Source organism: Acinetobacter sp. OYA S30 (genome assembly GCF_033599315.1).
GTDB classification, from domain to species: Bacteria; Pseudomonadota; Gammaproteobacteria; order Pseudomonadales; family Moraxellaceae; genus Acinetobacter; species Acinetobacter baumannii.
The window spans coordinates 1-387 of the sequence record NZ_JAWVAV010000156.1 but is presented as its reverse complement, the minus strand read 5'-3'; the positions used below and the strand labels follow the sequence as shown (position 1 = coordinate 387).

Sequence of the window (387 nt, the reverse complement as noted above, 5' to 3'; positions counted from 1 at the left end):
CCTGAGGTATTGCCCGCAGGATCTTCTGTTACTGCTGTTACCGTATCACCATCATTTAAGCCTGGGTTTGGCACAGTCCAACTACCATCTGGTCCTGCTACAACACTTGCCGTACTACCATCTGGATAAGTCACAGTCACTGTTGAACCAGGTTCTGCTGTACCTGTAATTGGATCTGTCCCGTTAACCGGGTCAATCACTGGTGCTGCTGGTGCTGTTGTATCAACTGTCAACACTGCTGTATCGGTACCCGCATTACCTGCAGGGTCTGTTGCTGTCACGGTAATGGTGTGTGGACCATCAGTTAATGCAGGCAGTGTATTGTCTGCAAGCGTCCAGGTGCCGTCACCATTGTTCACTGCTGGATAGTCAACACCATCCACGTTC

At 50.4% G+C, this 387-nt stretch carries 1 protein-coding gene; it reads right to left on the bottom strand.

The window, feature by feature from the left end:
- Positions 1-383 (bottom strand): Ig-like domain-containing protein (locus R5R67_RS19600; protein WP_412838339.1); only part of this gene is annotated, 383 nt, incomplete at its 3' end.
- Between the last annotated feature and the right edge of the window lie 4 nt (positions 384-387).